The 22199-nt window shown below is 65.1% G+C and carries 21 protein-coding genes and 2 pseudogenes; 13 read left to right on the top strand and 10 right to left on the bottom strand.

Annotated elements, in window-relative coordinates; translation table 11 throughout:
• Positions 1-294: 294 nt before the first annotated feature.
• Genes V7P99_RS02150 through V7P99_RS02160 form a run of 3 tightly spaced genes read left to right on the top strand, consistent with a single transcriptional unit; the run spans position 295 to position 2983 of the window.
• Positions 295-1458, top strand: coding sequence for a patatin-like phospholipase family protein (locus V7P99_RS02150; protein WP_333793176.1), 1164 nt, complete (start codon positions 295-297; stop codon positions 1456-1458).
• Positions 1455-2210: an acetoacetate decarboxylase gene (locus V7P99_RS02155; RefSeq protein WP_333793177.1), complete on the top strand. Its 756-nt coding sequence runs from the start codon at positions 1455-1457 to the stop codon at positions 2208-2210. The genes V7P99_RS02150 and V7P99_RS02155 overlap by 4 nt, the downstream gene beginning before the upstream one ends.
• Entirely contained in the window at positions 2207-2983 is a 777-nt protein-coding gene (locus tag V7P99_RS02160; RefSeq protein WP_333793178.1) for a 3-hydroxybutyrate dehydrogenase, read from the top strand. The genes V7P99_RS02155 and V7P99_RS02160 overlap by 4 nt, the downstream gene beginning before the upstream one ends.
• Positions 2984-3106: 123 nt before the next feature.
• Here the strand turns inward: V7P99_RS02160 and V7P99_RS02165 are convergent, their stop codons facing one another.
• On the bottom strand, positions 3107-3460 hold the full coding sequence (locus V7P99_RS02165) for a hypothetical protein (RefSeq protein ID WP_333793179.1): 354 nt from the start codon (positions 3458-3460) through the stop codon (positions 3107-3109).
• A 337-nt stretch (positions 3461-3797) separates the two neighbouring features.
• Here V7P99_RS02165 and V7P99_RS02170 point away from each other — a divergent pair, with 337 nt between their 5' ends.
• Complete coding sequence (locus tag V7P99_RS02170; RefSeq protein WP_333793180.1) at positions 3798-4952, top strand: transglycosylase domain-containing protein; 1155 nt, start codon at positions 3798-3800, stop codon at positions 4950-4952.
• Positions 4953-5014: 62 nt separating this feature from the next.
• Here the strand turns inward: V7P99_RS02170 and V7P99_RS02175 are convergent, their stop codons facing one another.
• From V7P99_RS02175 to V7P99_RS02185, 3 genes are all read right to left on the bottom strand, one after another.
• Positions 5015-5767 (bottom strand): M48 family metallopeptidase, encoded by a 753-nt coding sequence (locus V7P99_RS02175; RefSeq protein ID WP_333793181.1) that lies wholly within the window; start codon positions 5765-5767, stop codon positions 5015-5017.
• A gap of 322 nt (positions 5768-6089) precedes the next feature.
• Positions 6090-8021, bottom strand: a complete 1932-nt coding sequence (locus V7P99_RS02180; protein WP_333793182.1) for a TRAP transporter large permease — start codon at positions 8019-8021, stop codon at positions 6090-6092.
• A 55-nt stretch (positions 8022-8076) separates the two neighbouring features.
• The gene (locus V7P99_RS02185) at positions 8077-8673 is read right to left on the bottom strand and encodes a TRAP transporter small permease subunit (RefSeq protein ID WP_333793183.1); all 597 of its coding nucleotides are present in this window, start codon (positions 8671-8673) and stop codon (positions 8077-8079) included.
• 191 nt (positions 8674-8864) lie between these two features.
• On the opposite strand from V7P99_RS02185, the pseudogene V7P99_RS02190 reads away from it, so the two are divergent.
• The 3 genes and pseudogenes from V7P99_RS02190 to V7P99_RS02200 all read left to right on the top strand — a co-directional run.
• A pseudogene (locus V7P99_RS02190) lies at positions 8865-10049 on the top strand (Mrp/NBP35 family ATP-binding protein); the annotation flags it as partial.
• 24 nt (positions 10050-10073) lie between these two features.
• A pseudogene (locus tag V7P99_RS02195) lies at positions 10074-10376 on the top strand (gamma-butyrobetaine hydroxylase-like domain-containing protein); the annotation flags it as partial.
• A gap of 149 nt (positions 10377-10525) precedes the next feature.
• Positions 10526-10762: a hypothetical protein gene (locus V7P99_RS02200; RefSeq protein WP_333793184.1), complete on the top strand. Its 237-nt coding sequence runs from the start codon at positions 10526-10528 to the stop codon at positions 10760-10762.
• Positions 10763-10820: 58 nt separating this feature from the next.
• Here V7P99_RS02200 and V7P99_RS02205 read toward each other — a convergent pair whose 3' ends face one another.
• The 5 genes from V7P99_RS02205 to lgt form a co-directional block, all read right to left on the bottom strand.
• Positions 10821-11753 carry a ribose-phosphate pyrophosphokinase gene (locus V7P99_RS02205; protein WP_333793185.1) on the bottom strand — a complete coding sequence of 311 codons (933 nt, stop codon included), beginning with the start codon at positions 11751-11753 and terminating at the stop codon, positions 10821-10823.
• Positions 11754-11936: 183 nt separating this feature from the next.
• The gene (locus tag V7P99_RS02210; protein WP_333793186.1) at positions 11937-12986 is read right to left on the bottom strand and encodes a hypothetical protein; all 1050 of its coding nucleotides are present in this window, start codon (positions 12984-12986) and stop codon (positions 11937-11939) included.
• A gap of 203 nt (positions 12987-13189) precedes the next feature.
• Positions 13190-13963 carry a peptidoglycan editing factor PgeF gene (gene pgeF, locus V7P99_RS02215; RefSeq protein WP_333793187.1) on the bottom strand — a complete coding sequence of 258 codons (774 nt, stop codon included), beginning with the start codon at positions 13961-13963 and terminating at the stop codon, positions 13190-13192.
• 52 nt (positions 13964-14015) lie between these two features.
• The gene (locus V7P99_RS02220) at positions 14016-15131 is read right to left on the bottom strand and encodes a class I SAM-dependent methyltransferase (protein ID WP_333793188.1); all 1116 of its coding nucleotides are present in this window, start codon (positions 15129-15131) and stop codon (positions 14016-14018) included.
• The gene (lgt, locus tag V7P99_RS02225) at positions 15128-15979 is read right to left on the bottom strand and encodes a prolipoprotein diacylglyceryl transferase (protein ID WP_333793189.1); all 852 of its coding nucleotides are present in this window, start codon (positions 15977-15979) and stop codon (positions 15128-15130) included. The genes V7P99_RS02220 and lgt overlap by 4 nt, the downstream gene beginning before the upstream one ends.
• A 209-nt stretch (positions 15980-16188) precedes the next feature.
• Between lgt and V7P99_RS02230 the strand changes: the two genes are divergently transcribed.
• The 3 genes from V7P99_RS02230 (at position 16189) to proC (ending at position 18438) form a co-directional block, all read left to right on the top strand.
• Complete coding sequence (locus V7P99_RS02230; RefSeq protein ID WP_333793190.1) at positions 16189-16464, top strand: accessory factor UbiK family protein; 276 nt, start codon at positions 16189-16191, stop codon at positions 16462-16464.
• Between the two features lie 508 nt (positions 16465-16972).
• Positions 16973-17470: a YbjN domain-containing protein gene (locus tag V7P99_RS02235; RefSeq protein WP_333793191.1), complete on the top strand. Its 498-nt coding sequence runs from the start codon at positions 16973-16975 to the stop codon at positions 17468-17470.
• A 143-nt stretch (positions 17471-17613) separates the two neighbouring features.
• Complete coding sequence (gene proC, locus V7P99_RS02240) at positions 17614-18438, top strand: pyrroline-5-carboxylate reductase (RefSeq protein ID WP_333793192.1); 825 nt, start codon at positions 17614-17616, stop codon at positions 18436-18438.
• A 371-nt stretch (positions 18439-18809) separates the two neighbouring features.
• On the opposite strand, the gene V7P99_RS02245 is transcribed toward proC, so the two are convergent.
• The gene (locus V7P99_RS02245) at positions 18810-20069 is read right to left on the bottom strand and encodes an MgtC/SapB family protein (protein WP_333793193.1); all 1260 of its coding nucleotides are present in this window, start codon (positions 20067-20069) and stop codon (positions 18810-18812) included.
• 291 nt (positions 20070-20360) lie between these two features.
• On the opposite strand from V7P99_RS02245, the gene rfbD reads away from it, so the two are divergent.
• From rfbD to arfB, 3 genes are read left to right on the top strand one after another with little or no spacing between them, the layout of a single operon-like run.
• A complete protein-coding gene (rfbD, locus tag V7P99_RS02250; protein WP_333793194.1) occupies positions 20361-21263 on the top strand; it encodes a dTDP-4-dehydrorhamnose reductase in 903 nt (300 codons plus the stop codon).
• Entirely contained in the window at positions 21260-21595 is a 336-nt protein-coding gene (locus V7P99_RS02255) for a hypothetical protein (RefSeq protein WP_333793195.1), read from the top strand. Before rfbD ends, V7P99_RS02255 begins: the two co-directional genes overlap by 4 nt.
• A 34-nt stretch (positions 21596-21629) precedes the next feature.
• On the top strand, positions 21630-22052 hold the full coding sequence (gene arfB / locus V7P99_RS02260; protein WP_333793196.1) for an alternative ribosome rescue aminoacyl-tRNA hydrolase ArfB: 423 nt from the start codon (positions 21630-21632) through the stop codon (positions 22050-22052).
• Positions 22053-22199: the final 147 nt, after the last annotated feature.

A 22199-nucleotide genomic window follows, 5' to 3' on the forward strand; every position in this document is an offset into this window, starting at 1 on the left:
GACGGACCTCATTCTGCGTTAGCTGGCCTTTGCATACTACAGCGGGCTCCCATGGAGCATCCCTGACATAGGTATCACGGCCCATGCGGGCCAGCCGCCGCGCAGAGAACTCGCACATTCCTCAATGTGCGGGATCCGCAGTCACGCGTGCCTGGATCAATCCGCGGGCCAGATGAGCGCACATGGGTTGAAAACGGGAGCTCGTCCCCAAAGATGAAATTAACGCACGGCTCGCGTTTCGGCTCGCTCCAGAACGTGAATCAGTCTCTCCAACAAAGACTTAGAGCGCGTGGCATGTCACGGTTCGAAGGGGACGGCCAAAACGCCCCGAATGCTGAGAAGAAGATCCTCGTTTTGCAAGGAGGAGGCGCGCTCGGCGCGTATCAGGCAGGTGCCTTCGCGGCGCTCAATGAAGCGGACCTGTGTCCCGAATGGGTGGCGGGCATCTCGATTGGCGCCATCAATTCCGCGCTCATCGCCGGCAATCCGCCCGAACTGCGGGTGGAGCGGCTCAAGACGTTCTGGGAGCGCGTATCGAGCGGGTTGCTGCTTGCCCCCATCGCAACCGATAACCAATCGCGAAAAATCTACAACGAGCTCAGCGCCGCGTTCGTCGCCGTAACGGGCGTGCCCGGCTTTTTCGACCCGCGTATTCCGCCACCGTTTCTGAACCCTAAGGGCTCGCTCGAGGCGATCAGCTACTACGACACCAGCCCCCTGCACGCGACCTTGAGCGAGCTCGTTGACTTCGATTACCTCAACTCCGGAAAAATGCGCGTCAGCGTCGGCGCCGTGCAGGTGGAAACAGGCAACCTCAAGTTCTTCGATACGGCGCATCTCGAGCTTCGGCCCGAGCACATCATGGCGAGCGCTGCGCTGCCGCCGGGGTTTCCCCCAGTGATCATCGACGGCGTGGCCTACTGGGACGGCGGCATCGTCTCCAACACGCCCCTGCAATACGTTCTCGACCGGACCGGTCCGCGCAGCGACATGTGCGTCTTCCAGCTCGATCTCTTCAGCGCCAAAGGGCCCATGCCGGAGACGGTGTTCGACATCACGCAGCGTGAGAAGGACATCCGTTACTCGAGCCGCACGCGGCTCAACACGGACGTGTTCCGCGAGCTTCAGACTATGCGCCGCGCCATCCGCCGGCTGGAAGCGAAGATGCCGGACAGCCTCAAGACGTCGATGGACTGGCATGTCTTGTCGGCGCTCGGGTGCGATGCGGCGATCACCATCGTGCATCTCATACACCGCCGCGCAGTCTATGCGACGCAATCCAACGACTACGAGTTCTCTCGCTTCACCATCAACGAGCACTGGCGCTCGGGGCGCGATGACGTCGAGCGGACGCTTTCGCACCCCTCCTGGATCCACCGGGAGCGGCCGACGAGCGGCGTCACCGTGCTCGACCTTACGAAAGAGCTGGATCCCCCGCGACCGGAGAGGCACCCATGAAGATCGCCGAGGTCAAGAAAAGCGCCTTTGCCATGCCGTTGACGAGCCCCGCCTTTCCACCAGGTCCTTATCGCTTCATCGATCGCGAATATCTGATCATCTCGTACCGCACCGATCCCGAAGCGCTGCGCGCCGTGGTGCCCGAACCGCTTTCGTTCGATGAGCCGATCGTTAGATACGAGTTCATCCGCATGCCGGACTCGACGGGGTTCGGCGACTATACCGAATCCGGACAGGTCATCGCGGTATCCTTCGAGGGCAGATCGGGCGGCTATACCCACGCCATGTACCTCAACGACGGACCGCCGATTTACGGTGGCCGCGAGCTGTGGGGGTTTCCGAAAAAGTATGCCCAGCCGTCTCTCAGGCCAGACAAGGATACCTTGATCGGCACCCTCGACTACGGCTCCGTGCGCGTGGCGACAGGGACCATGGGCTACAAGCATCGCGCGCTCGATCTCGGCCACGTGGCCGCCTCGCTCTCGGCGCCCAACTACCTCCTCAAGATCATTCCGCACGTGGACGGGTCGCCGCGTATTCTCGAGCTCGTCGACTATCGGCTCGAGGACGTGGTGCTCAAGGGAGCCTGGACGGGGCCGGCTGCGCTCGATCTCAGGCCGCATGCGGCGGCTCCCGTGGCTGCGCTGCCCGTGCTCGAAGTCCTCTCTGCAACACACATTCTCGCCGACCTCACGCTCGGCCTCGGCAAGGTCGTCTACGATTATCTCAAGCCTGAAAGGAGCACCCCATGAAACTGGATGGCAAAGTCGCGCTCGTAACAGGGGCCGCCAGCGGCATCGGGCACGAGATCGCCAAGCGTTATGCGGCCGAGGGCGCGCGCGTTGCCATCGCCGATCTCAACTTCGACGCCGCAGTTGCCGCGGCAAAGGAGCTGGGGGACGCCAAGACGTCCATTGCCGTGGCCATGGACGTCGCCAACGAGGAGCAGGTCAACGCAGGCGTCGAAAAGACAGTGGCGGCGTTCGGCGGTGTCGACATCCTGGTCTCCAACGCCGGTATCCAGATCGTGCATCCCATCGAGGATTTTCCTTTTGCAGACTGGAAGAAGATCATGGCGATCCATGTCGATGGTGCGTTTCTTACGACGAAGGCCTGCGTCAGACACATGTACAAGAAGGGCTCAGGTTCGCTCATTTACATGGGGTCGGTGCACAGCCATGAGGCCTCGCCGCTGAAATCGGCCTATGTGGCGGCGAAGCATGCCATCCTGGGTCTGGCGCGCACGATGGCGAAGGAAGGCGCAGAGCACGGCGTGCGCGCCAACGTGATCTGTCCCGGCTTCGTGCGCACGCCGCTGGTCGATAAGCAGATCCCGGAGCAGGCGGAAGAGCTTGGCATCACGGAGGAGCGCGTCATCAAGGAAGTGATGCTCGGCGAGACCGTGGACAAGCAGTTCACGATGGTCGAGGACATTGCTGACGTCGCGCTTTTTCTCGCGTCCTTCAAGACCAATGCGCTGACTGGCGAGAGCATCATCGTCAGTCATGGCTGGCACATGAACTGACCGTTCCGAGATGTAGATCTCGGTTCGCCGTAACAGAACGCGCCGGTAATGGGTTCAGCTTTTCGATGGGACCAACGATGCCAGCTTCAGAGGGATAGGCTTGAAGCGATCTTGGTCCAGTGCTCAGCGTTCCGGCGCGTTGCGCCGGCAGGGTCCGCGCTCGCCCGGCTGATCCGGCGGCCTCGGCCCGAAGTTCTTCAGATATTCTTTGGTGGCCTGATAGGCGATGTGCTCGCCCTGGCAGTCCTGCGTATCGATGGAGCCCGTCTCGATCGCGTCTGCCTCATCCTCGCGCTCGATCTCGGCCGAGGCGCCCGCTGCCTTGACGGAACGCTCGTGCGCCCGATCTGCCGTTCTATGCGCGGGACGTAACTCCGTGTCCTTGAGCGACCCCATCTCCCGAACGGCATCTCTCGTGCAGGCCCCCGCGAACAGCAGGACTGCGACGAGCGCGGTGAGATGGATCAGTCTTGGCATTGCGACCCTGCGAGGCCCTTTAGAGGAAATACCATCAGCCGAAATTGAGCACTTCTACTCCATCGCTGAGTCGCGCGCTGTCACCTATGGCCGAACTGGGGAATCCACAGCGTTTTTCGAAGCTTGGGCAGGAAAGGGCTGAGAATGGCAGCTTCGCTGCACCAGCGACCGTCAAAAAAACCGATGCGATTGCATTTTGGTCCGCGGGGCCAGGCTCGTTGCGGCCGTTTGTGACCGCGTCTCAGCCTCCGGTTAACGCACCATTAGCGGCGTGCGGCCCATGATGGCCGAACGGGGCAGGATGCCGCGTGCTTGCTTCGTGTGAGGGCAGAAGCACATGGACTATGGCGGCCGAGATCCGCAACGGCCGTATGGGCCGTCATTTTCCGATCCCCGGCATGAGCCGTATCCGGACTGGCCCGACGATCAGCCGCCGCCGGACGGCGCGCCTGCGCTGCCGCTGCGGTGGCGGCTCTTGCTGCGTGGCTCCATCCTGCTGCTGTCCGCCGCGGCGTTCGCCGTCGGTGTGCTTTTTATCTATTACACCATCGCGTTTCCGGACCCGCTCTCCATGCGGCTCCAAGCCGCCGCGCCTGAGATCCGCAGGGGCAGCAGCAGCCTTGCGGCCGAGCTTGATGCTGAGCCCGCCTTCATTCCGCTCGACATGCTGCCCCCGCATGCGGCCGAGGCTGTGATCGCCATTGAGGACCGGCGCTTCTTCGGTCACCCGGGCCTGGATCCGCTCGGCATGCTGCGCGCCGCCATCGCCAACATGCGCGCGGGCCGCTTGGCGCAGGGCGGCTCGACCATTACGCAGCAGCTCGCCAAGAACCTGTTCCTGACCGCCGAAAGAACATGGGCGCGCAAGGCAGAGGAGGTCGTGCTCGCACTGTGGCTGGAGCTGCGGCTGACGAAGCGCGATATCCTCGAGCTCTACCTCAACCGCGTCTATTTCGGCGGCGGCGCGCATGGCATCGAGGCGGCGTCCCAACGCTACTTCGGTAAATCGGCGCGTGATCTTGAGCTTGCGGAGGCCGCCGTCATCGCGGGGCTCCTCAAGGCGCCGTCACGCTATGCGCCGAGCGCGAGCCCTGACCAGGCGGTTGCGCGCGCACGGGTTGTCATTGGCGCCATGCGCGAGGCGGGCTTCATCAGCGAGGAGGAGGCTGCAACGGCCCTCGCGGCTGACATCCGCTTTTCTCCGCTGACGCTCGTGCCGGACGATGCGCCGGTGGGCGGCGCCATCGACGTCACCGCCGATGCTCCGCCGCAGGTGCGCAATACCGAGCGCGACGGCAGGATGGTCCAGGCGACGACGCCCGATGCGGCGAGCCAAGCCCGTACTGGCGCGGGTGTCGGAGGCGCCCCCGTGTCACTGGGCGCCGGTCCCGATTCCGGTCAGGGGGGCGCGGCCGCGCTTGGCGCCGAGGATGGGATGGCCGTCGTCACGCCGGAGGGCCGCATCCGCGTGCATCCACCGCGCTCGCGCTGAGAGCGACGTCGTTAGGGTGGAGCTTGCTTCAAAGCGATCGATCTCGCCGAACCACTTGCGGTTCAGGCTTCGTCGGCCGCGGCACCGTAGCGATGCAGGTCCATGCCGTAGATCTGCAGCCACCGCTTCGCCTCTTCGAGGCCGGGCATGGTCTTGGCGACAAGCTCCCAGAAGCGCGGCCCGTGGTTCATTTCTCTGAGGTGTGCCACCTCGTGCGCCGCCACGTAATCGAGGATGTCGGGGGGCGCCATGACGAGCCGCCACGAGAATGAAAGAACGCCCGTCGTCGAGCAGGACCCCCAGCGGCTGGTTTGATCGCGCACGGCAATGCGCTTGGCCGTCACGCCGAGTCGTTTGGCATGGAAGCGCACGCGTTCATCGAGGCTACGATGCGCTTCCTTCATGAGCCAGTCTCTGAGACGGCGTGGTGCATGCTCCTCGCGGCCGGCGACGCGCAGCTCCGGATAGGACTCCGTGACATGGCGCTCGACAGGTCCGCGCCGCGACGGGCCGGTGAACACGACGCGATGCGCCTCCCCGCGCAGCGGTATGAACACGCCGTCCGTGAAGGGCACGGGATCGGGCAGGCTATCGAGGCGCGCGCGCACCCAGTCGATATTGCGCGTGATGAACGAGTCGGCCTCGTTGAGGTCGCACTGCACCGGAAGCGTGACGATCACCATGCGTCGCGTACGGCTGACGCGCAACGTGAGGCGGCGTGCACCAGGATGCCGGCGCACCTCTACGGGAGCGCCGATATCGCCGATGTTGTTGTTTGTAAGCGTCGCAGACGCGGGTCTTCTTGTCTTCCGCATGAATAACTTTCGGAACACACGCTGAGTGTCGGCGCATAAGGCTGTGATGGATGGGGGTAGATTGAGCAGCTTCCCGACGTCCCCACAGGCGCTTGGCCCCGTGCCCGATCTCCTCCCACTTAGCAAGAGACTGAAGAGCATCTCTAGTATGAAATTGTGACGCCGCACAGCCGAAGTTGCAACTGTGGCGCAACGGCCCCATGAGACGGGAGCAAGCGCGAGAGATGAGCGAGATGTGCGCGACGGGGCATCACGCCCCGATGCATGTGTGCCGCGCATCCATGCTGATCAAGCTTTGCTTGTTTTGTTGCAGGGCGAGCGCTTAGGGATAAGCAGGATCGGGCGCGCGCTCGCGAGGTGTGAAGCTCGGCAGCTCTCGCATGTCGAGCGTCGGCGCCCTGGCTCCGCCCGCATCCTGATGCGGTGCGCCTTCGATCTGTGGCGGCGTTGGGGGAAGGGCGAAGCCGTGCCCGTGCTCCACGCCAGCCGCGACCGGAGCCGCAGACGTCGGCGTGGCCGCTGCGGGCGAATGCATCCGCACCTCCGGCTTGCTCATGACGAGCCCCGGCATTGTGATGAGCAGGCCCACCATGAGCAGCTGAATGCAGAGGAAGGGCACCGCGCCCCAATAGATTTCGCTGGTGCGCACGGGGGCCATGGTTCGCCCAGTAACAGTATCGCGGTAAGCGTCTCGCGGTGCCACGCTGCGCAAATAGAAGAGCGCAAATCCGAACGGTGGATGCATGAAGCTCGTCTGCATGTTGACGGCCAGCAGCACGCCGAACCAGATCACGAATGGGGAAACATCCGCCACGGCTTCCGTCACGGCGCCGGAGGCATCGGTGGTTGTGATGACGGCGAGGCCGAAGCCCTTGGCGATGGCGACCGCTTCTGGAGAGACGCGGAAGATCGCCTCGGCAGCGGGCTTCAGAAGCGGGACGAGGATGAAGCAGAGCTCGAAGAAGTCGAGGAAGAACGCCAGCAGGAAAATCAGCACCATCACCATGATCAAGAAGCCGTACATGCCGCCGGGCATGGAGGTCAGGAGGTGCTCGACCCAGATGTGGCCGTTGACACCGTAAAAGGTGAGCGAGAAGATCCGCGCGCCGATCAGGATGAACATCACGAAGGCCGCGAGTTTCGCCGTCGCCTCCGCGGCCTGCCGCACGATGCGGAAGTTGAAGCGGCGCACGTCTTTGTCGCTCACGCGCTTGGCAGCGGCGAGCGCGAGCGCGCCGACCGCTCCCATCGCGCCGCCCTCAGTCGGCGTCGCGAGGCCGACGAGAATGGTGCCGAGCACGAGGAAGATGAGCAGCAGCGGCGGCACCATGACGAAGGTGACGCGCTCGGCGATTGTGGACAGCAGGCTGCGCCCTGAGACGAACGCCAGGGCGCGGTTCGCGAGCGCCGCGGCGAGGGCGAACATGATCGCCCATGCCATCGCCAGGATCGCGCGATCGATGCCGGCGTAGGCGGATCCGTGCATCATCCAGGCGGCAAATACGGCCGAGAGCGCTGCCAGAACTGCGATCGAGAGGAGCCCTCGAGAGCCATCCGCCTCGCGGTGGACGATGTGTTCCGCCGGCAGGCCCGGGGCGGCGGCCGGCTTGATAAGGGATACGACGAGAACATAGACGGCATAGAGGCCGGCCAATGCGAGGCCGGGCAGCAGTGCTGCCTTGTACATATCGTCGACGGAGCGGCCGAGCTGATCTGCGAGAACGATCAGCACGAGCGAGGGCGGAACGATCTGCGCCAGCGTGCCCGAAGCCGCGATCACGCCCGACGCGAGGCGGCGGTCGTAGCCGTAACGAAGCATGATCGGCAGCGAGATGAGGCCCATGGAGATCACGCTTGCGGCCACGACGCCGGTCGTCGCGGCAAGCAGTGCGCCAACGAAGATGACGGCGTAGGCAAGCCCGCCGCGTACCGTGCCGAAGAGCTGCCCCACGGTCTCGAGCAGGTCCTCCGCCATGCCCGAGCGCTCGAGGATCAGCCCCATGAAAGTGAAGAACGGGATGGCGAGCAGCGTGTCGTTGCGCATCACGTCGAAGATGCGCCCCGGCATGGATTGCAGGAGATGCCAGGAGAGCGTGATGGCGCCGTCGGAGTAAGGCGCCAGCTCCACGCCGACGAAGAAGAAGACGAGCCCCACCGCGCCGAGAGAGAACGCGACCGGGTAGCCGAGCAGGAGGAAGAAGACCAGCGATGCGAACATGATCGGCGCGAGGTTCTGCGCCAGGAATGCCGTCATGGGCTGTCGATCCCCCTTTCGCGCGCGCGGGCTGGCACGCGTCCCCCGCCCCGGTTCATCGCGCCTCGTCCGCCGGCGGCGCCATGCCGTTGTCGGGATCGGCTCCGGTGGCCGCCGTGTGATAGGTGCTCTGCGCGGCCGGCTCGGGCAGCAGCCCGCGCATGATTGCGATCCGCTTGATCAGCTCCGAGACGCCCTGCAGGAAAAGCAGCGTGAAGGCAACCGGAATGAGGGCTTTGACAGGCCATAGCGGCAAGCCGCCCGCGTTGGGGGATTGCTCGTTCTGCGCCAGCGAATAGGTGAAGAAGAACCAGGACGTGTAGGCGACCATGGCTGCCATCGGCAGTAGGAAGAGGACATGGCCCAGAAGTTCGATGGCATTGCGCACCCTGTGGGAGAGGCGACTGTTTAGGACATCGATGCGGATGTGCTCGTTGACCGCCAGCGTCCAGGGCGCCGCGAGCAGGAAGACGGCCGCAAACAGCCACCACTGCACCTCGAGAAGCGAGTTCGCGCTCCAGTCGAAAACCTTCCGCACCACCGCGTTGCCCGCGCTGATGACGGCTGCGGCCACGATCAGCCAGGCTGCCCATCGCCCGACTGCGCTGGTCGCCCGATCGATGGCACGGCTCAAGGCCAGCAGCAATTTCATGAAGCGTCTTTCAATGGTGCCGTTTTGCTGGCGGAACATCTGCCGCCTTCCTATATCGGAAAGGGCGGCAGGGGAGAACCGCAGAGAACCCACCTTGCGGGTACCCCAGGCATGACGTAGGGCTGGACCGAGCATTGGCTGGCCCCTGCGTCCGGCTGCGCGGCCGCGGGAGGCAATAACAGAGGCGTGGAATGTCCGATCTGAGAAGTGAGGTTGTCGAGCGGTTGCGGCGCGTGAAGGGGCCGGATCTCGACGGAAATATCGTCGATCTCGGGCTGGTGTCCGATATCCTCGTCAAGGATGGCCGCGTCTATTTCTCGATTACCGTTCCGGCGGCGCGGGCCGAGGAGCTGGAACCGCTGCGCGAGGCGGCAGAAAAGGTCGTACGCGAGATCGAGGGGGTCGCGGGCGTCGTCGCCGTGCTGACGGCGGATGCGGCGCCCGGCCAGGCTGCGCGGCCCGCGGCGTCGTCCGCCAATGGCCGTGAACACCACCGCGTGACGGAAGCGCGCGCGCGGAGCGGCGGCGGGGACGGTGGACACCGTCCGCCTCAGCCGGGGCCGGCACCCGTGCGCCAGACGCAGGGCGTCCCAGGCGTGGGCCACATCATCGCCGTCGCCTCCGGAAAGGGCGGTGTCGGCAAGTCGACGGTCACCGTGAACTTGGCGCTCGGCTTCCAGGCGCTCGGTCTCAAGGTCGGCATCCTTGACGCTGACATTTATGGGCCGTCTCAGCCCCGCCTTCTCGGCGTCACGGGCCAACAGCCCGAGGCGCAGGGCAAGAAGCTCGTCCCCATCGAGGGCTATGGCGTCAAGACCATGTCCATGGGCTTCATGGTCGAGGAGGACACGCCGATCGTCTGGCGCGGCCCGATGGTCGTCGGCGCGCTCAACCAGATGCTTCGCGAAGTGCTTTGGGGCGAGCTCGACGTGCTGGTGATCGACATGCCGCCCGGCACCGGAGACGTTCAGCTCACCATCGCCCAACAGGTGCCGCTCTCCGGCGCCGTCGTCGTCTCGACACCGCAGGATTTGGCCTTGATCGACGCCCGCAAGGGCCTTGCCATGTTCCGTAAGGTCAGCGTGCCGGTGCTCGGCATCGTCGAGAACATGAGCTATTTCATCGCGCCAGATACGGGCAAGCGCTACGATATTTTCGGCCACGGCGGAGCGCGCGCGGAAGCGGAGAAGCTCGAGGTTCCCTTCCTTGGCGAGGTCCCCTTGACCATGGAAGTCCGTGAGACGTCCGATTCCGGCCGCCCCATCACCGCCACGGCGCCAGAAAGCCCGAGCGCGGACGCTTTCCGCAGCATCGCGGCCAAGGCATGGAGCGAGCTTGAGAGGGCAGCCGGTCGCGGCATGAAACCGCCCGAGCTCAAGGTGGTGCATGGCGGAGAGGCGCTGCGCGTCCTGTTCGCAACCAAGGACGAGCACGAGCTTCCGGCGGAGTTCCTGCGCGTTCTGAGCCCGTCCGCGGAGGTCCAAGGGCACTCGAAGGACCAGCGCGTCACCGTTGCCGGGAAGAAGAACGTCAAGATCCGGGAGCTCCGCGGCGTCGGCAACTACGCCGTGCGCGTTGTCTTCGACGATGGGCATGATTCCGGGCTGTTCACCTGGTCCTATCTTCACATGTTGTCATTGCAAAAGGATAAGCGCTGGGCCGAATATCTTGCCGATCTCAAAGCGAAAGGGCTTGAGCGCTAGAACTTAGGGTGCTTCCGGAAAGAAGCACAAAAAAAAACAAAAACTTAGAGCCGTTCCGGGGTTTTACTTAAACTGGAACGGCTCTAGAAAAAATGCGCATCATGGCGCACGAGTGCCGTGACGTGCGCAATGGAAGGGGAGGTACTGCAATGATCTTCAACCTTCAGCGCGGGAAACGCTACCGGGCGACGATCACGCTCGGCTTCGTCGAGCGGCTCGCCAGCAACGACATGATCGCCGATAAGTTTCGCTCCGCTGGTTTCAAGGATGTCTCGGTCCAGGGCGAAGGCGGAACACGCTATGCGGAAGGCGTCTGGGACAGCGAAGACATGCGGCCCTCATACCCGCCGCAGATCAGCGAGGTTCTCGAGATCGCGGCGGGATAAACGCCGGGCTTGCTGCGCTTAGAGTTCAGAGCGCGTCCACGCTACCTGTCCGCTTGGCTTAATAAAACAGGCTCGATACGCTTTCCTCGCGGGAAGTGCGCAGGATGGCCTCTCCGAGCAGCGGGGCGATCGAAAGCACGCGGATGTTGCGCGCCGCCTCTACAGCCGCCGTCGGCAAAATCGAATCCGTGATCACGAGGTGCTTGAGCCGGGAATTCTGAATGCGCGACACCGCGCCCCCCGAGAGCACGCCGTGCGTCACGTAGCACATCACCTCCGTCGCGCCCTTGTCGAGCAGGGCGTCGGCGGCGTTCACCACGGTGCCGCCACTGTCGACGATGTCGTCGATGAGGATGCAGCGCTTGCCATCGACGTCGCCGATCACGTTCATGACTTCGGATTCGCCTGGCCGTTCGCGGCGCTTGTCGCAGATGGCGATCGGCACGTCGATGCGCTTGGCGAGCGCGCGTGCGCGCACCACGCCGCCCACGTCGGGCGAGACGATGACGAGGTTTTCCGTTCCGTACCGCTCCTCGATGTCGCGCACCATGACGGGGGCCGCGAACAGGTTATCGGTCGGGATATCGAAGAAGCCCTGGATCTGCCCGGCATGCAGATCGACCGTCAGCACGCGGTTGGCGCCGGCGCGTTCGATGAGGTTGGCGACGAGCTTGGCAGAGATCGGCGTGCGCGGACCGGGCTTCCGGTCCTGGCGGGCATAGCCGTAGTAGGGAATGACGGCGGTGATGCGCCGGGCCGACGAGCGCTTCAGCGCGTCGATCAGGATTAGGAGCTCCATCAGGTTGTCGTTGGCGGGGAAGGACGTCGACTGGATGACGAACGCGTCTTGTCCGCGCACGTTCTCCTGGATCTCGACGAACACTTCCATGTCCGCGAAGCGCTTCACCTGGGATTTCGCCGGTGGGATCTTGAGATACTTCGCTATGGCATCCGCTAGTGGCCGGTTGCTGTTGCCGGCTACGATTTTCATGGTCTGGCCGCCCCTGCCACTCTCTCCGCGTACATCGAATGGCATGAACGCTCCTCATGCGACGCTCCGATGACGCGCGTAATAACGCGCGAGCCCGGGTGTGTAAACTCCCCGGGCCCGCGATGTTTAGCAGACTCTCCTTCAGAGTGGCCAACCAGCCCCGTCGGCCCTTTCGACGCGGTGTCAGTTGACCTTCGGTAGAAGCTTAACGATTCCTTGCGCAGCAGCAGAAGCCGCCGCGTCGGCCGTCTTGCCCCAGGCGCCGTCGAGCGAGCCCTGCGGGATCTCGTTCTTCTGCGAGACCGTGCCGAGCTTCTTGCCCTGCGGGTCCTTGACGTCCCAGTCGATCTGGATCGGCTGCTTACCGTTCTGCCCTGGCCCGACGGCGACCTTGCCCTCGACCTTATAGGTCTGTCCCGACGGGGTGGTGGTCAGCGCCACGCCGCTGCGGGAAAGTTCCCGCTGGATGGCGTTGGTGAGGGCTACGCTGCCATCGCCCGGTGCGCCGACTACGCTCGGCACCATGGCCGACACAGCGCCGGGACGGGCGATGCTGCCGGTGGTCGCCGGCCCGGTCGCCGGTGCCGTCGCGGCGGTTTGCGTGTAGCCCGCCGTCGATGGCGGTGTGCCGCCGATGACCTGCGCCTGGTTCCCGCCCTGAGCGGACGAACTGCCAGCCACCGCGGCTGGGTTCTGCGAAGGCAGCCACGCGGCGAGCGAGCCCGCCGTTTTGTTTGAAATCGTGCCGATGACCTGTGGCGTGACCGAGGCCCATGGATCCTTCGACTGGGTGCCGGTGAGCACCTCCTCGCCGGTGATGCGATTGACGCGCTTGCCGGACGGATCGGTGACGTCCCAGATGTAGGAGACTTTCGTCCGCCCCTGTTCGCGCGCGGAGACGATGTAGCCGCGCAGCGTATACTCAGCCTTGGCGTTCGGATCCTTGGCGATTGCGATCCGCTGCGCTTCGATGGCGCTCGCGACCTGGGATTCGAGTTGCTTGGCGACGGTATCAGGCGCACCGATCACGGGTGCCACAGCGATCCGGGCAGCGTTCGCCGCGGTAGCCGGGGGCTGGCCCGCGATCGATATCGAGCTCTCGTCGGAATTGCTGGCGAACAGGTTCGAGCCCGTCTCACAACCCCCGAGACCGAAGCCCATGAGGGCTGCACAAACTGCGAACACGACTGACTTGTTTCCACGCCATGCCGCAGCAGCATCAATGGTCGTCACGATGACGTCCCCCTATGACTGATCCGCTGTTTTCCGGCGGCCGGCGTACAAACTTTGCGGCCTTCCCTCTGCGTAACGCTGCCGGTACCCTCTATGAGTCCTGTAGCCAGACGCCCGCCACGCGTCCAGACGGAATCGGACCAGAACTGGCAACGTGCCGAATTCTATCCGCGACATCCACAGCACAGTTGTGGATTTTGCAGTTAGGTCACAACAATGGCGGAGATTTGGCGCCCGTAATCGGGCTCATTTCGATGTGTTGCACGCCGAAAACTGAAGAACATCGATTCGTTTTCATAAGTGCAGGGAGACTGCCTCTCGGCGCGTCTGAGGCCGAGCCCCTCGAGCCGGTGCATGACATATCCCGCCAGGTCGAAATGGGGCGTTTTGCGCCCCTTGGGTATGGTAAAGAACCGGGCGTTATCGGCACTCGCCTCTTCGAACGCAGCCACGAACTCGGGCCCCACCTCGTAGGAGCGGGCTCCGATCGCCGGTCCGAGGGCAGCGATAATCCTTGCCCGCTCGGCGCCGAGGCCCTCCATAGCGGCCACGGTCGCCTCGAGAATGCCGCCAAGAGCGCCGCGCCAGCCGGCATGTGCCGCGCCCACGACGCCGGCGTCCGCATCCGCGAACAAGACCGGCGCGCAATCGGCGGTGAGCACGCCGACGGCGAGACCCCGCGTGCGCGTTACCACCGCATCGCCCTTAGGCAGGTCAAGGCGGTCGCGGAGCTGGTCCACGACGAGGGCAGTGGCGCTATGGGTTTGGTAAACGGTCTGAACGTCGTCTGAGTAGCTGCCGAGGTGCTTAGCGACCCGGGACCGGTTCTCGATCACGGCGACCGCATCGTCCCGCGATCCCGCTCCGCAGTTGAGGCTAGTGTAAAGGCCGCGCGAGAGGCCGCCCTGCCGGGTGAAGAAGCCGTGGCGGACGCCCGGCAGAATGGAGAGGCTGTCAGCCTCGAGCGGGCTCAGCATGAAACGTCTTCCCCTTCGTCAACGATAGAAGCGCTCTACGCGCGCAACCATTCTAGCTTTCGAAACCTGGCAGCGGTCCCATGTCCTGTGATCGCACGCCGAGCGCAAGGAAGCGCGAGCCCATGCCGTTGGGCGCGATGAGGCGCGCCACGCCGGCTTCGATCTCCGCCGCCCGTGCCGGATTGGCCGCCATCAGCCGCGAGGCGCGCTCGATGATGCCAAGGCGCCCGAGAAGCTCCGCCTGCGAGAGGGGCCCGTCGACCGCGAGACCGGTGCCACGGCATTCCTGACCGAAATGCTGGAAGTCGACCTGCGCCGAGAGGTCTGTCTCGCCCGGCGCATGAAAGGGCGAGACATGGGCTTGCCCGGCTACGCCCTGCAGCGTGTCGCCGAAGCCCGTCGCCGCATGGCCGTAGTCTATGAACAGCGCCGCCAGCGGACCGAGCCGAGCCCGTGCACCGAGGATCTCTTTCGCATGCCGGCCGTGCTCTTCGCACACTTCGAAGATATCGCCCTCCCGCGGTTCGCGGTTCGTCGGTAGCGCTGCGGGCAGCATGTCGGTTTCGAGATCGGGCACAAACCGAAAGGTTTCCTCGGGCGGGTCTCCGAGCGCGACCTTGCGTCTGCGCCAGCCCCCGTCCGCGTACGCGAACTGCGCAACCGGCAGCGCATCGAGGAACTCGTTCGCAACGACGATCGCCGGGCCGGCTGGCACGCGCGCCCGATCCGCGAGCGCAGCCGCCTCGTCGTGAAACTGTAGCGGCACGCCAGCATCGGAGAGCGTATCCGCCTGCGCTTTACGCAGCGTGCGATTGCTGTCGACCAGATGCACCGCCAGCGCCGCGCGAAACCGGGGCATGACGCGGGCCGCGCGCAGCGCGTCGCGCATCAGCGTTCCGCGTCCCGGGCCGAGCTCCACGAGATGAAGCCGTTCGGGCGCCCCCATCTGCTGCCAGACGACAGCCGCCCAGAGGCCGATCAGCTCGCCGAACGCCTGGCTGATCTCGGGCGCTGTGACGAAGTCGCCGCCAGCGCCGATAGCCGGTTGGCGCCGATAGTAGCCGTGCTCCGGATCATGCAGGCAGGCGCTCATGTAGGTGTCGACGCTGATCGGGCCATTGCGCCGGATCTGCGCCTTGAGCTTCGCGGAGAGCGGCGTATCCGTCATCGGGCGCTTGGCGCATTTTCGCGGCGTGCCCGCCAGATGAGGTAAAGGCCGACCGCCAGCATGGGGAGCGAATAGACTTGGCCCGCCGTGAGCGGTCCGATGTTCAGGAGGTGCACATCGTGCGGCTCGCGGAAGATTTCCGAGAAGGACCGCGCCAGCGCATACCCGGTAAGGAAGGTGCCCGTCACGAGCCCGGGAGATTTGAGCGCTCCCAAAGCGTGCGTCAGCACACGTAGGACGATGAAGAGAAGTAGCCCTTCGAGGGCCGCCTCATAGAGCTGGCTCGGGTGGCGCGTCGCGGGTTCGACGGCGGGGTAGAGCATCCGGGCGTGCGGAAACACCATCGCCCACGGCACGTCCGTGACGCGGCCGAACAGCTCGCCGTTGATGAAATTGGCGAGGCGGCCGAAGAAGAGCCCGATCGGCAGTGCCGCCGTGGCCAGGTCTCCGGTGCTGAGCACGCTGACGCCGTTGCGCCGTGCGAAGAGCCAGATCGCCAGCGCCGAGGCGAGAAAGGCCCCGTGGAAGCTCATGCCGCCTTTCCAGATCGCGAAGATCTCGAGCGGAGATGAGAGATAGGTGGCGGGCTCGTAGAGGAGGACGTAGCCGAGGCGCCCCCCGAGCACCACGCCAAGCGTGATGTAAAGCAGAAGGTCATCGACCTTCGCCGGAGGAAACGGCGGCGTATCGTTCCGCCATAGCTGCGGCGTCGCGAGCAGGCGCTTGATATAGGCCCAGCCGAGGAGCAGTCCGGCTAGATAGGCGAGGCCGTACCATTTGACGCTGAGCGGGCCGATCGAGAAGGCGACCGGGTCGAAGTCCGGGAACGGAATGGCGAGAAGGCTCATGGGCGGAGGCCTGTTTGCGAGGAAAGTCGGGACGGCGCGACAGGTGCTGCCTGCCGACCCTCGGAATGCGCGGCGGACGCTGCCGGGTCTGGGTGTGAGTGTCAAGCAACGGCTGGCGAGCCGCTTGAACGGCAGCGGCGGAGCTACCATAGTCCCGGTTTGAAGGTCGGGCGATCGCCTCGAGGCGACGCGAGCTTGAAGGAACGCCGATGACACAGACATCGAACCGCCTGCTGGACGAGGTCGCAAAGCTGATGACGGACGCCGCGGGCGCCGCACAGGGGTTGCGCCAGGAGGCTGAGGGCTTCATGCGCGCCCAGGCCGAGCGCATGCTCGATGGCATGGAGATGGTGAAGCGGGAGGAGTTCGACGCGGTGCGTACGATGGCCGAGAAGGCGCGCGCCGAGAACGAGCGCCTTGCGGAGGTGATTGCTGCGTTAGAGGCGCGCGTGGCGGCGCTCGAAAAAGGCGGGTCCGCCTCTTAAAAGTGCTTCTTTCGGGGGCGATGATTGGAAAGAGCCGCGCCCGAAGGCGAGCCTCCCCTCGGTTGCACGCAGCGACGCAGGCCGGACTGATTTAGAATGCTCTGGGAAGCGGAGACGGCTTTCTGGCGGAAGGCGCCGTCGGCTAAACAGCGTGATGCCGATCCTCGATTGAGCGTGAAGCGGCATCGCTCCGTGCGGCAGTCATGCGTCGCACGCTGCTTCGCCCATTTTGTCGAGAGCGTGGCCTGCCGTTTCCACACCGCTTCGATCTTGCTCTCCGTTTTGTGTTGCGAGCGATGCGCAATTGCAGCGCTTCCGCCGTGCGATGGGGGCCGCTGGCACAATGCTCGTGGACAAGATTGCCGCCGCCTTGCGATTCGTCCCGTCGTCTGTTTTCGTCCGCATCTGACGAATTAACCAAGGACAAGTCGCGTTTCGCCCTATCCCGTCATGGACCGCGCGGGCGGTCGGCGGTTACAAAGCTGTCGCCGGTTTTCAAGGAGCCAGAATGGGATCGTCCGAAAAGGGCCACGAGCGCATGATCCACCCGATTGATCTCGTGGAGCAGCTCGCTGCCGCATACGGCTGGACTGCAGATCGCCTAGCCGATGATGAGCTGACGCTCGTGGTTGGCGGCGATTGGACCGACTATCATGTCTCGCTCAACTGGCGTGACGATCTGGAGGCGCTGCATCTCGCCTGCGCGTTTGATTTCCGCGTGCCGGAGAACCGGCTCAACGAAATGTACCGCCTGATCGCCCAGATCAACGAGCAGCTCTGGCTAGGCCATTTCGATCTTTGGACCCAGGAGGGGTTGGTGATGTTTCGCCACGCCCTGCTTCTCAACGGCGCGGTGGTGACGCCCGGCCAGTGCGAGGCCATCCTGAAGGCGGCGCTGGAAGCGTGCGAGCGTTATTACCAGGCGTTCCAGTTCGTCGTCTGGGCGGGCAAGGAAAGCCGTGAGGCGCTCGTCTCGACGATGTTCCAGACCGAGGGCCAGGCTTGAGCTTGGAGCCGGCCGCAGGAAAGCCGCTTCTCGGAGTGACCCGGGGCCGCTGCGTGACAGGATCTCCCCGGCCCGCATAACATGGCCCTGGAGACCTATAGTCCTAAGAGCTCACCAGCGCTCGCATTCAATCGGGTAAGGCCATGGCATTTGCATTCGAGGGGCCGCTCCTTCTCGTAGGGGCCGGCAAGATGGGCGGCGCGCTGCTCGAAGGCTTGATCGCGCGTGGTCTCGCCCCGAGCCGCGTGCGGGTGCAGGACCCTGCTCCGCCATCCGAGATCGCGGCCTTCCTCAGCCGCCATGGCATCGCCGCGGAAGCGCGCATCGAGGCGATGCCATCCCCTCCGGGCGTCATCATCGCCGCCGTCAAGCCCCAGGTTATGGACGACGTCTTTCCCTCCGTGGCGAGGTTCGCCGATGCGGGCACGTTGACGGTTTCCATTGCCGCCGGCCGAATGCTCGAAAGCTTCGAGACGCTTCTGCCGCCAGGCTCCGCCGTAGTTCGTGCGATGCCCAACACGCCCGCCGCCATTGGCCGCGGCATCACAGTCTGCGCCGCCAACCCGCACGTGACGCCCGCGCATCGGCAACTTTGCGAGGGCTTGATGTCGGCCGTGGGGGAGGTCGCCTGGGTCGAGAACGAGGCGCTCATGGATGCGGTGACCGCGGTTTCTGGCTCCGGTCCCGCCTATGTTTTTTTGCTTGCCGAGGCACTCGAGAAGGCAGCGATCGCCGCGGGCCTCGATGCCGCGCTTGCCCGCCGCCTCGCCCGTGCGACGGTTTCCGGTTCCGGCGAGCTTCTCGCTCGTTCGGATCTCGATGCTGGCGAACTGCGCCGGAACGTCACCTCGCCGGGCGGCACCACGGCGGCGGCGCTTTCCGTTCTTATGCGGGAAAATGGCGTGCCGGATCTGCTGACGGAGGCCGTCCTGGCGGGAGCCGGGCGCAGCCGCGAGCTTGCGAAATGATCATGGCGTTGCCAGTTCGCTGACGCTCGCGGCCGCGTGACCTCATTCGGACCGGATAGCACCGGAAAGCCGGGCGGCCGGATCCTGTCGACCTCGGACGGAAGGGACCCAATCAAGCAAGGAGGAAAGCTTGTTCGATCGCGCTCTTGCCCGTCCTTCGTCACGCCGGAGGCAGGTGGCGGCCCGCTGATCCGGCTGTTTGGGTATCGACGCCGCTGCAAGTGCAACATCACCCTCACATCGCAGGTTATGCTATACTATAACACCTCCCGCAACGGGGCTTTTTCCCGATCACGCGTTTGTGTAGCAACGTTGTTTCGGTCACCGCTTTTAGCGAGGCCTGACATAACGCGTTGAAACAGAACGGCACCTTAGCGGAATGCCAAATGCGCGAGGCCAAGCGCGGCGAGGGCCGCAGCGCTCGATCCTCCCACCCATGTGCCCAGCCGGGCCCCGCCGACGCCGCCCGCCATCAGGGCTTTTGCAACCGTGTTGACCGCTGCCGCGACGAGAATGGCGGTACTCGCCTCGGTGAATCCGACTTGCGTCCCCGCGAAGCGCGCCATTGAGAGCGTGAGCGCATCCACGTCCGCAATGCCCGATACGGCCGCGAGAAGGTAGAGCCCCGCCGCGTCGGCCCGGTCCGCCAGCACCTTGGCCACGACCATGATCACGGCGATGAGGCCCCCGAGCTGCAGCACCGTGGTGAGATCGAACGGGTTGCGTAGCTCGAGCGCGGCCGCCTTCGCGCCATCGCCGCCCGCGTGCCACATGAGCAGGCCGGCCGCGGTGAGGAGCACCGCCCCGGCCGCTGCGGCAGGCCCGAGGATCACGGTGAGCAGCGCCGGCTTGATGATCGCCGCCAGCACGACGAGGCGTGCCAGCATGGTCGCGCCCGCAAGCAAAATGCCCCCTGCGAGAAGGCGCGTGCTCTGGGGATTGTCGCGGGCGAGCCGTGCGAAGGAGAGCGTCGTCGCTGTCGAAGAGGTGAGCCCGCCGGCGATCGCGGCTACGGCCACGCCCTTGCGCTCGCCAAGCGCGCGGATCGCGACATAGCCGGCGAACGAGATGGCAGCGATCAGGATGGCGAACAGCCAGATCTCCGCCGGGTTGAGGACCTGCCAGGGATCGATCGGCCGGTTCGGCAGGATCGGCAGCAGGAGAAACGTCATTGCCAGCAGCATCAAAGCGCTGCGGATCTCGAGCCAGGTGAGCTTGCGCACCCAGTTGTGGAGCGACTCCCGCAGCGCGAGCAGGATGGCCATGGCCACGGCCGCGGCGACCGCAACGGCCTCGTTGCCGAGCGTGGCGTAGGCACCGAGCGCGAAGGTGAGAGCCGCGGCTACGACGCCGGTGGCGCTGAAGTTTTGTTCGCTGCGCGCCTCAAGGTAGCTGAAGCTGCCGATGGCCCCCGTGAGTGCCAAGAACCCCGCGGCGAGCACGACGGGTCCGCTTGCGATCGACAGCAGTCCGCAGATGCCGCCAAGTAGCCCCGTCAGCGCAAAGGTACGCAGGCCTGCCGCGCGTTGATTGTCGCTTTCCTCGCGCGTCTGCCAGCCACGCTCGAGCCCGACGAGCAGGCCGATGGCAAGTGCCACGGCAAGGCGGCGAAAGAGCTCTTCCTGATCCATGCACCAAGATCCATCAGCAGGGGAGCGGAGGGAAGGCTTGAAGCCATTCCGGTTTGGCTGGGCTTGCGGACATTCAAGGCTTTCCTTTGGCCGCGCTTCGTTATCGCACGTTCCGGCGCGCACGGCTTCGTCCTGATGGGATGACGAACCTTTCATGGCGAACTGGCGCACTTCGAAACCGGAACCCCGGTCCGGTGGCGCCGTTTTGTGGTTGGCGCAATGATGCGTCTGCCGGGCACGCACGCCGCCAAGCCTGCTACAATGTCGTCCTAGACAACTCCGGGGGGCCCCATGCGATTGCTGATTGCCGGCTGGCACGGTCAGATCGCCCGCGCGCTCATCGAGGCGGCGCCGTCGCGGACCGAGATCAAGGCGCTCGCGGCCGGCCGCCCCGCCCTCGATGTTCGCGATCGGCGCTCCATCGCGCGGGCGTTCAGCGATCTCGAGCCAACCCTCGTCATCAACGGCGCCGCCTACACCGCCGTCGACAAGGCCGAGACGGACGTGGACGGCGCCTTCGCGCTCAACCGGGATGGCGCGGGGCTGGTGGCCCAGTCAGCCGCACGGCGCAATATTCCCGTCATCCATCTTTCGACGCATTACGTTTTCGACGGCACGAAGGACCAGCCCTACGCCGAGGGAGATGCACCGTCTCCCGTTACGGTTTACGGCCGCTCGAAGCTCGCCGGTGAAGAAGCCGTCCGTGACGCCAATCCTCGCCACATCATCTTGCGCACAAGCTGGGTGTTCAGCTCCAAGCGGCAGACGTTCGCGCGGCGCGTCCTGGAAGCGGCCGGCGGCGACGGGCCATTGCGCATCGTCGCGGATCAGCACGGCAACCCCACGTATGCGCCGCATCTGGCCGAAGCCATCCTCGACATTGCCCACAAGCTCGCGGCGAAGGAGCTCGGCGAAGAAGCCTGGGGCACCTACCATGCTGCCGGCACGAGCACGGCGTCGTGGCATGGCCTTGCTGCCGAGCTTCTGGCGGAGGGCGCCAAGCGCGGGCTGCACGGCGCGCCGCTTGAGCCGATCGCCTCGTCGGACTATCCATCGCGGGCGCCCCGTCCCGCTAACGCCGAGCTTGACTGCGCAAAATTCGAGGCCACGTTCGGGCTCCGCCTGCCGCCCTGGCAGCAAGGAGCTGCGGCCTGCGTCGAGCGATTGATCTTCGAGGACACCCGACTGACATGAAGCAAAGCCTGACCGTGCAGATGGTGCTGGCATTTATCGTGCTCGCACTCGCGATCTTCGCCTATGGCGAGAGCGCGTCACCGGCGTGGTGGTGGATGAAGCTGCTCGGCGCGACGCTGGCCGTCGTCGTGTTTGCCGACGCCTGGAGCGAGCGCCGCGAACGGCTCGCGGGTCCCCTTACGCCGAGCGCAACGGCGTTCGTTCTCACGGATTTGGTGCTTCCGATCCTGGTGGCGTGCGCTGCGCTTGCTGCCTTTCTCGTCGGTGGCGAGGGATGGTCGACCACGGCGATCGTGCTTGCCATCGCCTTGGCGATCGTTTCGCTTCTTTGACGCCTCCTGCCAAAAATTCTGCTACACCCGCGCCATGTTGGAGATCAGCAAAAGCCTCTCGATCGACGAGCGTGAGCTCGAGGAGCGTTTCATACGCGCCTCGGGTCCGGGCGGGCAGAACGTCAACAAGGTCTCCACCGCCGTCGAGCTCCGCTTCGACGTAGGCCACTCGCCGAGCCTGCCCGAGGCCGTGCGCCAGCGTCTCATGCGTCTCGCCGGCCGGCGCCTGACGGACGAGGGCGTGCTGGTCATCCGCGCCGAGCGTTTTCGCACGCAGGAGCGCAACCGCGAGGATGCCCGTGCCCGGCTCGTCGATCTCGTGCGCGCCGCGCTGCCTCAGCCGAAGACGCGCATCGCCACCAAGCCGAGCCGTGCTGCCAAGGCCCGCCGCGTCGACGCCAAGGTGCGCCGCGGGTCGGTGAAGAAGCTGCGCCAGTCCCGCCCGTCGTTCGATTGAGCGCGCGTTACGCCGGCGGCGCGATGTGGCCGGCCTCGACAAGCGCCTTCAGCATCACCGCTGCGCCGCACTGCTTCGACACCGCGTTCGGGTCCCACTTGTTGTCGGCCACGAACTTGCCCTTGGTGTAGTGGTTCGAGAAGCTCC

Source organism: Hyphomicrobium sp. (assembly GCF_036780825.1).
GTDB lineage: Bacteria > Pseudomonadota > Alphaproteobacteria > Rhizobiales > Hyphomicrobiaceae > Hyphomicrobium_C.